Below are 10,666 nucleotides of genomic sequence, written 5' to 3'. Positions count from 1 at the left end.
CAAGGTAAAGAACAGTGCTATCCAAACCATCAACAATAACTTTTAAAGTATATTCAGATTGTTGGTAACCTGTTGTGAACATTGAATACACCTCAGCTGCTTGTGGCATATCTCTTTGTTCGATACTCAAGTAAGTTCCGTTGTGGTTAATACCTAAGTTCTCATAGAAGTTCATTGGCTTTACAGCATCAGCAGTTGTAAGTTCGTTGTTGTTTCCTTCTGCAAAGATAATTCCGAAGCTATCGTGTACTGGTCCTTCATTGTTGAAGTTTTCAGTAGTGTATAATTGTACAGTTAACATATCATTTCCAGACAATGGGCGATTCGTTGAGGTAAACTCGCCTGGACTTTTATCAATTTCGTTAAATACTACAGATGAAACGCCAGCAGTAGCGGTGGCAATCTGCCCACCTTGACCAGGCTGGAGGTATTCGTTGGCTGCTGAACCGGATGTGTTAGTTCCTCCTGGGAGAAGTACGGTAACATAAGCCCCGTGGTCTCCAAGAGATGGATCGAACACATAAAATTGATTAGTATTTAGGTTCGTTGAACCCGCAAAAACCGAGTTTAAGTTGACGGTGCTTTGGTACGGATTCCCGAACATCACGAAATCCCCTGCGTCTTCGGTGTTAAAGTTTTGGATGTTCGTACCTGTGAATAATGACCCTGTGGCACGAAGCACGGTTTCGCTGGAGGCTTCGTTATTGGTCAGGTCGATGCTCCGATCCCCACGAACAAATAGCAAATACGGGTTTCCCGCCGTCAGGGTATGCACATCAGTATTTGTTATTGCCTGAAATTGTTGATTTACGACATCTACTGTAAACATAGATGGATTGCCCGTTGCCGTACCGTCAAACCCGTTCTGCTGGTCGGTGGTGCTTCCTGTAATGTACGTACCAAATCCGGGGATTGGATTGTCGGTGTTGCCGGTTGCTCCTTCTTGCCAATTATCGTGGATGGAGTTGGGGGTGGTTACTGAGCTACTCACCATTCTGTAGGAGCGTTTATTCTTCATATAACGTTCTACGGTAATAGCTCCCAACATAGTGAAAGTTGCTGGCACTGGCGCCAATTCCCCATTTTTGGTTGCGGTGCTTTTAAAGGTTAACGCCCCGTTATTGACCAGACTTTCAGTTAAGGTGAGCACGCTCTCAATATTCAGGCTTGCTCCGGGTCCTACAACTAGGTTCTTGATAGCAATAGCTTCGGTAAAAGTCGCCATATCCACTTTAATTTCTACGTTATCCACAAGTGTGTTCGCATTTTCAGGGTTTTCGGGAAACCATCGGTAGTCATTTTCTGCATCGTAATAATCATAGCCATAATAGTAATCTGCTTCTTCTTGCACTTCAATACAAAAAGTGCCTTGTAGATTTCCAATGCCACTCACCTGAATATAATAATATGCTCCTGGGGTAAGGTATGACGGGTTGATTGTTGCCCCGTTCACATTAATATCGCTACACGTGGTTACCGCCCCCAAAGTTTGTAGATTGGAGCAATCTGTGGGTGCTTCGTAAACCTTAAAATGATTGTTTGCAAGCGACCCGCCCGAAAATTCGGTTGTAATGGTTACATTACCACTTTCCGGTGCTACAAACTTGAACCAAACCGTTCGTAAATATTCCGTAGTGTCCCAGCAACTATCGGTGGGTTCGTTATTCTGAAGTGTTGCCCCGGTATTTGTGTACGTTCCGCCAGCACAGCCTGCATCCAAACTCAGCGTGATGGCGTTGCAAATATCATCATTCATGGGAGCGTCGATGAATTTTTTTGGCCCTGCCCATTCACTCGTCTCGCTTTCGGCGCAAGATGATTTCACATAAAATTCATACTCAATGGCTGGGTTTAATCCCGTAATGCTTTCTCCAAGAACTCCATCGTTATCCAAAACCAACGTCCCTTCCGTAAGCGGATTAAAACCAATTGCATCGTATTTAATTTGCCAAGATGTTGCGGAACCACTTTCAATCCAAGAAAGATCTATTGAATTTCCGTTAAAATTATCTGTGGCCAGCGCGATAGGCTTGGGGCAGGAAACCGGTTCCCATACCACGTCGTCTAAATAGACTGCCTGTGAATTTAAAGTGAAATAAGCCTTGAATGCGATAAACTGATGGCCGTCCACGTCACCAAGTTCCACCGAAAATTCTTGGTAGCTCGAAGTGGCGGCAATGGTCTCTATTGCTGAAAAAGTAGCAGGGTCATTAGCATCTTCCATGGTGCCCACTTGCAAATGGGCACCCGCATCTTTTTTGACCATAAACCTTAATTGATGGTTTTCGTCGGATAAATTATTGAGCATTGGCGCAACCAGGTATAGCTTTGCATTTGGCTCATAACCATTGTACATGGCCATAAAATTTGGTGCGGAATAGGCTGAGAAATCCTTGGTGCCAAAAATCACGTTGCCCGGATTGGAAACATCTTCCATCAGTTTTTGCCAACAATCAGGAATAACATCTATTGGCAGGGAATCAAAATTTTCGAAAAAACTCCCTATCGGGGGGCAACCCGTTTGGAATTGCGTAGGAATAACGCCGTATAGTGAACTCTCATCGCCGTTGGGGCAAACAGCTTGTACATATACATCGTAAGTTGTGCTTGCCGTAAGGCCTGACAGCGTGCTCTCAAAGGAAGTACCGTTAACGTCAATTGTATTACCACCAATGATAGGGTTAAAACCAGCTTCCCCATAAATAATCCTCCAAGCTGTTTCATCGCCATCGGCTTCCCAACTTACCTTTGCAGTGCTTTCGGTAATATTCGAAATTTGGACATCTGTTGGCCCATCGCAATTGGTTATTGGCTCCCAAACCACATCATCTATATAAATAGATTGATATTGATTGGGAAATTTAGCCCTAAACGCCAAATAATGGTCGGTATAGGTTTCATCAAAAATCATTGTAAAATCCTGTATCGTGCCAATGGCATTGATTGTTTCAATATAGTTGAACGTACTGGCATCGGTAGGATCGCTCATGGTTCCCACTTCCAAAATGGGATTGTTGTATGCTCGGGCGGAAAACCTAAATTGGCGACCGCCGTTCAAGCTCAACAACTCCGGAGTGATTAAATAAAGTGCTTCTGAAGGATCTTGGTTGGAATCGTATAGATAAAAGGAGTTGGAGTTATCATTTCCGCCCGAGTAGGTTTTAACAACGGCCGCATACGTTCCAGAAGAATTTATAACGGTAGACCAACAGGATGGGAAATCCAAATCGTCTTCCAAATCTTCATAAAAATCGGCATAGGAAGAACAGGACAGCATAAAACTGATTGGCCCGGTTAAAGCACTTTCATTATTCGTTCCACATACCGCTTTTACATAAACCTCGTAGGTTGCGTTTTCAGTGAGTCCCGTTAAAACAATCCCCGGCGAGCCGTCATCATCCAACAGTGTATTCCCCTCTGTTTCCGGATCAAAGCCCGGTGCGCCATAAATTACTTCCCAACTTGTTTCATTTCCTTCTCTGGTCCAATTTAAGGTGGCAGAATTTTGCGTGATGTTGGTAGCGGTGAGGTCGGTCGGCTTTGGGCACAAAGCAATAGGTTCCCAAATAACATTGTCTAAAAATACTTCTGCGGAAGAACTGTTGCTATACGTAGTCTTGAAAGCGATGTATTGCCCCGGATAATAACCATCGAAGGCTACTTCATATTCCAGATACCTTGAGGTTGTGTTTATTTGCTGGACCGCGACATAGGTGGAAGCATCATTGGGATCCGTCATCGTACCGATTTCCAAGTTTGAATTAGCAGTTTTTTTAGCTGAAAACCGAAGCTGATGATTGGCGTTTTGGATGTTTGAAAGCTCGGGGCTAACCAGATAGAGTTCTGAAGCATCTGAATTATAATTGAAAATCCTTACGGAACTGGAGTTTTCAATTCCGCCATAATCCACAATACCCACCGATGCAACATTAGAGGTAGTCTCTAAAATTCTACTCCAACAATCGGGCAAATCGGTTGTTTCTTCAAAATCTTCGGATAAACCCTCAAAGGGAGCACAAAGTGTTTTAAAATATCTTGGGCCGGAAAGACTGCTCTCATCTTCCGCAGTACAATTTGCTTTCACGTAAAACTCATAAGCTGTGGTTGCAGATAAACCTGTAAGCGTTGTTCCTTCAACCCCATCGGTGTCGGTAATATTGGTTCCCTGGGTCAAGGGGTCGAATCCTGCTTCGCCATAAACGATATCCCAAGAAGTTTCATTGTTTTCTGAATCCCAATTGATTGCTGCAGAATTTGAAGTGATATCCCCAACGGTAAGGTTACTGGGGCGAATGCACGTTGGTATTGGCTCCCAGACCACATCGTCTATAAAAATTGAATAACTGGCAGTGCTGGAACTCGCCTTAAAAGCGATATGTTTTTGATTGTAAGGCTGGTCAAACCGTACCACATATTCATAAAATCCGTTTTCTGGCGTGATGGTTTGCAGGTGTTCAAAAGTGGAAGCATCGGAAGGGGTATCTATCAAGCCAACGTCCAAAGTAGCATTGCCATTGAAAAATGCAAAAAACCTAATTTGATGATCGCCTTCAATTAAAGCAGAAAGTTCTGGTGTGATCAAGTACAGTTTTGCGTCCGGAACGTTGCTGTTCCATAAAATAATGGAGTTTGAAGGAGAATGAGAAGTATTGTAATTGGGCTCTATCAATGAAAAACCGTCTGCTGGTGGCGTTGGGCTGTCTATAAGATTTGACCAACAATCGGGAAGGTTGGAGGAAGCATCAAAATTTTCTGAAAAATCGCCAAGCGGAATGCAGGACGTGTCAAAACTTTCCGGCCCAACCAGCAGGCTTTCATCGCTTGCTTCACAAAGGGCTTTGACATAAAAATCATAGCTGCTATTTGGGACTAAACCCGTTATCGTTACTGAAGGAACCCCGTCGTTATCGATTAGCGTAGTTCCTTCGGTTGTGGGATCAAAACCTGCTGGGCCATAAATAATTTTCCAAGCAGTGGCCGAAGCATTTTCCTGCCATTCTAGTTGCGTGCTGGTTCCATCTATATTGGTAGCAGACAGATTAGTTGGAGGGAAGCAGGATGGTGCTTCCGTGATATTTACCTGAAAATCGGCCACTAAACCATCTGTGCCACTAAAACAAGGGTCGGGGATGTCTTGGCCGGAAGCCGCTGCGGCAATTCGCATGCGATGTTCTCCTAAAGCCGCATTTATTGGAAGTGTGAATGATGCATCCAAGGTTGTCGGGTTGTTGGCCAAGGATTCTCCCTGAAAAACCAGTTCGTCGCTGCCCAACTCCAAATCGTCATTAAAATCTATCCAAATATTGGTTCGATAAACGACCCCGGTGTGAAAAACCACGAAAGTTTTGGCTTCTAGGCCTTGGGGAAGCTCAACTACTTGATCGGTAAAAACTTCATAAGAAGTAGTGTTTCCGTTGCTGAAAAAATCCTGATTGACAAAATTCACTTTTAAAAGTCCATTTCCTTGTATGTTGAGCGGAACATCGCCATTGCAAAAACCGGTAAAGAAACTGACTGGGGTTTGGGTAATTGCCACATCGCCAGAGTCACAAATGGGACTTATATACACTTCATAATGGGTGTCCATTGTTAAATTTGTCAAGGCTTCACCAGCATCTTCATCATCATCGATAAAAATAGTGCCTTCGGTTGCTGGATCAAAGCCCGGTTCGCCATAAATTAGCTTCCATGCTTCCGCAGAACCATTTTCAACCCAGCTAATATTCGCATAGGTTTGTCCTACTTCTGTCACCTCTACATCGGTAGGTTCTTCACAATAATACGTAGAGGTTTCCCAGTAAATATTATCTAAATGGATGCTATTGTTCCCTGAAACTTTAAAGGCAATTTGCTCATCCGTTAAGTCCTCATAAAACGGCAACAAATATTCATTGTATTGGCCCGCGCCAGAAGTAGTGTAGGTTGCCAGGCTGGTAAAAGTGGAAGCATCGCTTATGTTGGTTATTGTGCCGACTTCAAAAGACGAAAAATAATCTCCTTCCGCAAAAAACCGCAGTTGGTTTGAACCTTCTGAAAGCGCATTCAGTTTTGGCGAAATTAAATAGACCGCTCCTGTATCCGTTTCCAGTTCTGCCACGGAATTATTTCCGTTGTAATCGTCGTAGTTTCCTACTCTAACGTGGGCGTTATCACTGTTGGAATCGATCAACTTGAACCAACAGTCAGGTATATTGGTTAATCCTTGAAAGCTTTCAAAAAAGTTGTCCTTATAATCACAGGGTGCTGTAAAATGGCCGACGCTGGAGAACGGACTTTTATTGAAGCTGCTGCTATATGCCCTAACGTAAAAATCGTAATGGACCCCGAGGCTAAAATCGGTAAGTTGTATTCCTGTTTCGCCGTCATCATCCAAAACGGTAATTCCCTCGGTTTCCGGGTTAAAGTCTTGTGGGCCATAAACCACTTCCCATTTGTATTCTGGGCCGTTACCCGTCCAGTTTACGGTAATCCCATCATAGGTTTTCGATACCACTTCCAAATTTGTTGGCGCAACACATTCGGGAATATCCTCAATCACAAAATCGTCGAAATAATAAGGATCATTATCTACATTTATATTGGATGTATGAATTGCCAGATACACATATCCCGTATATGCTTCAAGGGAAATAGGGTCTATTTCTTGATATGTGGTATGTTTAATCTCTGTTGAAGGTTTTAGGGTAATATTAAAATCTTCTGGTTGGTTACTGGTGACCGAGAGTTTTACTTTGTAAGTAAATGTAGAATATTGATCTACTGCCAAGGTTTTGAAGCGAAGTTGCTGGTTCCCATTTAAAAATACCGGTGGAAGCATAAGATACATGTTGTTATCGCCATAAAACTTAGCGGCCTTGTTGCCTGGATAGGCTGTAGGTGCACTGGGAGCAAAACACCCTCCCAAATCGGATCCACTTACACAATTCCAACAAGGCGGTAAAGAATTATAAGTAGTATTGAAATTTTCAAGCCACGGAAAACCGGTAATCCCCGTGCAATCTGTACTTGTGGTAATGGGGGTGGACAAAAAGCTTTCGTTGGTGCCACAAAAACCTCGAACATAAATATCGTAAGCGGTGTCGGGCAATAACCCGGTAAGGGTTTTGGTGGTGGTGTTGGATACGTTTATAGAATTGCCCTCTCCTGCTTCCGGATTAAAACCAGCCTGTCCATAAATAATCTGCCATTCGGTTTCGGAGCCACCGGCATCCCAGCTCAGGTCCATACTAACCGGCGTAATGTTGCTTGTGGTTAGGTTATTAGGTTTATTACAGATAGTATTCACATCAAAAATGTGGACTTTATCGATAAAAAGATGAGCTCTATAATTGCCTTCCCACCGAAAACGTACTTTGGCGTTGGTTGCACCTCCCAAGACTGCTGTGATGTCTGCATCATAATAGGTTGGATTAGCAGAATCTTCTGTGAAGTGAGAGACCTCTATCCAGCTACTACCATTATAAACTTCTACATAAAAATTGGCGCCGTAGCTGTATTTTTCGAACTGATAGATGAACTGCAGCTTTATTGCTCCCTCCGAAGGTAATGAAGATACATCGAACTGCTTGGTTTCCAAACTTGCATTTTTATCTAGGTTTCCAAACTCATAATAATAAAAATATGCCATGGGAAAAGTCATCCCTGTATTGTTCGTATTCGGAGGAAGTTGTGATATAATACTGGAAGGTTCGCCTATATCCCAATGCTTGTTTTCGGGATCTGCATAAGCAGACCAACCTGATGGGAGTGCATAGGTAGAGAAATCTTCGTTGACATATACTTTTTGTATATACTGGGCATTCGCCTTAAAAAGGAAAATACAAAAAAGCAGGAAAAGAGTAATTTTTTTCATAAATAGTATTTTAATGTCGATAGATTCTTAGTTATAACACGCTCCAATCTTAAAAAAAGCATTTAATTAAATTTTTTGAATGAGACAACTTGTTAGTGGTTTAGGGTTTTAAGTTTATTGATAGACACTTCGCGTTTTCCGTTTTTGATAGCGTAGAATTCAGTAAGAAAACAACATGAATTTTTAAAGTATTGTTTTATTTCAAATCTACTTTATATCTCATTTTTTTCCTATTCCATGAAGTCTACAATGAGTCTACAACTGAGTGAACAACCTTAATTTTAAAGGGTTGTGAGGTCTTTGAATTATAAAAAAGTATATTTGACTAATGAATTTAAGATGTTTCATCGTCATTTTAGGATTTATTCTGGGGTTTTGGAAAGGGTTTGCTTTTCCTGAATGTAATGCTGTTTTAAGTATCCAAGCGTTTGAAAAATTGGATAACCGGGAGAAGTTGAATAAAATCCACCCCTATCTCCATCAGGCATTTTGCAACGCAGACAGAAAGGAACAATACCTAAAGCTTTATCTGGATACTTTTGCAGTTTCTGAAGGTGCTTTTCAGCGTTTAAATGAATTGAAATATCTGTTGCACAATTTAGAACTAGAAGATAATGCGCTGCCGTTCTTGGATTTTTTTGGTGTTGTGCTTGATGAGGTTGGGAAGCGTTATCCCAATGTAAAGAATGACCTGATTTTTATAAACCTCAAATTCTCTTACTATAACCGTAGATTCGGCAATGCCAAGGCATGTTCTTATCTGTACAATTATAGTGGTTTAGCGAATTCGGATGCCCCTAAAACTACCGATTTATTCAAATACTTCATCGCACTTTCGAAATGTGCTGAATCTTCAGACGACTATAATGCTTCGGTTTATTATTTAATTCAAGCGTTAGAGGTAACCAAAAATTTTGATTATCCTGTCAACCGACTTAAATCTGGACATGTATTTAAGTTTTTAAGTAATCTGTATTACGAATTAGAAGATTATAAAAACACGGAGAAGTATGCCGATTCTGCCATCAACACGTTTCTTCCCGAATTTAAACTTAAAAATGGACTCGCTGTTGCTTTTGAAAATAAAGCGTTAGCCCTACATCAACTTACTGGTGATACTAAACAGGCATTGACATATTTGGATAATGCACAGGAGATTTATAAAAAAATAGAAAACAGTGCGCGCTATCACTATGTGGATAGATTAAAAGCTGAAGTTCTCCTGATCGATGATCCCGATTTGGCAACCCAATATTTGTTTACTTATATCAATTTTTCATACGCTAACAAATCCCGTATACACTATGCTAAAGGGTGGTTGTTGGCCCATAGGATTATTAAGGAAAATCAATTGGAGCACTTGGAACTTTCGCCCGACATAAAAGTTACTTCCCGTCAAATAATAGACACATTGACTGCTTTGCTTCCAAATGAAAAATTAAAGATGCAGCTTGAAATATCATCGGCCATAATCGAATATTATTCGTTATTTAAGAACACCGATAGCTTGATAAAATACAACGAGCTTCAAAATAAGTTAGAAGCCGCTCGTAACAAATTGACCACCGAACAGCGACAAACCAACTTGAACCTATACTTAACGAACCATCACAAAGAGCAAGAATTGGCGAGTTTAAATTTATTGAACCAAAAACAGTCGTACCAGAATAAATTGCTCAGCGGTTTAATCTGTTTAGTAGTGGGCAGCTTAATTTTTTACTACTTCTATAAACGAAAACAAAGGCAAATCATACTTGCCAGACTTCAACTAAAAGAAAGCGAGCACGAAAAATTAAGAACACAGCAAAAATTAAAAGAGGAATTGATTTTGCGAAAGGAGCAAAACGAAAAGTTGTTAAAATTGGCTTATGACAATGAAGTGAAGCGGAAACAGCTCCTTCAGCTGCAGCTAAAGGAAAAACAAAACGAAGTAGAAGCCGCCCAATTGGAGAAACAATCGAACATTAATTTATTGAACGAGGTTTTTATTGCCCTAAAGGATGATTCGGTTAATAATGCGAGCCATTTAATAAGAAAGTTGCGAAGAAATGATGTAATTACAAGGCACAATGATAGCTTAAAGGAAATTTTTAAATCTATTTCCCCTGTATTAATGGAATCATTAGAACGCATAAACCCTGATTTGACCGATCAAGATATACTGTATTGTGGGCTAATACGCCAGAACTATTCAACACAACAAATAGCTGATTTTTTAAACATTTCGCCTAAATCTGTCAACCAGCATAAATACAGGCTCAAAAAGAAACTTGAACTCGATCGGAACATTTCCATTTCCAGCTTTTTAAAAGATTTAAGTTTAAAAGAAATCGAATAATCTTTTTTGGGTACGTTTTATATACCCACTGTTTTCTGATGTTTTCATTATACTAAGGTTTTGGTGTATCGATATTTCAGGACGGGAAAATGTATTAAAAAAGAGGGAGTCCTTCTCGGATCCCTCTTTTTAATTAAACTGAATTGGTATTTTTTACTTTCAGTGGATTAAAATTTTAGTTTTTCTATTAATAGCAGCGTATATAGTAAAATTAACTTTTGTCTGTAAGCCTATTATTTTGAAAACTAATTTTTTATGTTGTCTTTAAAGTTTTACTCTTTTATTACTCTAAAGGTATGAGCTTCGCCACCGTGATTAAGAGTTACAAGATAAACACCAGAAGCAATGTTTCCTGCCATAGGTACAGTTACTGTATTAGCACTGCAATCTAAAGTCTGCTCGTAGATGCTTCTTCCTGTCAGGTCGCTAATGCTAACCAATAATTGCTCCCCGTTTAATTTTGGTGCATTGATGTA

Annotated in this window: 3 protein-coding genes; 1 reads left to right on the top strand and 2 read right to left on the bottom strand. The window is 40.7% G+C overall.

The features are described 5' to 3' along the window. Positions 1–7,852: fibronectin type III domain-containing protein (locus ACN0U3_RS14020; RefSeq protein WP_417266714.1), on the bottom strand; the 7,852-nt coding region annotated here is incomplete at its 3' end. 328 nt (positions 7,853–8,180) lie between these two features. Between ACN0U3_RS14020 and ACN0U3_RS14015 the strand changes: the two genes are divergently transcribed. Then, a complete protein-coding gene (locus ACN0U3_RS14015) occupies positions 8,181–10,190 on the top strand; it encodes a LuxR C-terminal-related transcriptional regulator (protein ID WP_417266713.1) in 2,010 nt (669 codons plus the stop codon). Between the two features lie 272 nt (positions 10,191–10,462). Here ACN0U3_RS14015 and ACN0U3_RS14010 read toward each other — a convergent pair. Beyond that, positions 10,463–10,666, bottom strand: a 204-nt coding sequence (locus tag ACN0U3_RS14010) for a T9SS type A sorting domain-containing protein (RefSeq protein ID WP_417266712.1), incomplete at its 5' end; no start/stop codon positions are given.

It is taken from the genome of Brumimicrobium sp., from assembly GCF_048268645.1.
Classification (GTDB): Bacteria; Bacteroidota; Bacteroidia; order Flavobacteriales_D; family Crocinitomicaceae; genus Brumimicrobium; species Brumimicrobium ulvae.
Note: the sequence above shows the minus strand (reverse complement) of the source record. Positions and strands in the feature narration are given on the sequence as shown.

What these genes read in the sequence shown, in the direction of transcription:
- ACN0U3_RS14015 (WP_417266713.1), top strand. Translation starts at nt 8,181, where the DNA reads ATGAATTTAAGATGTTTCATCGTCATTTTAGGATTTATTCTGGGGTTT.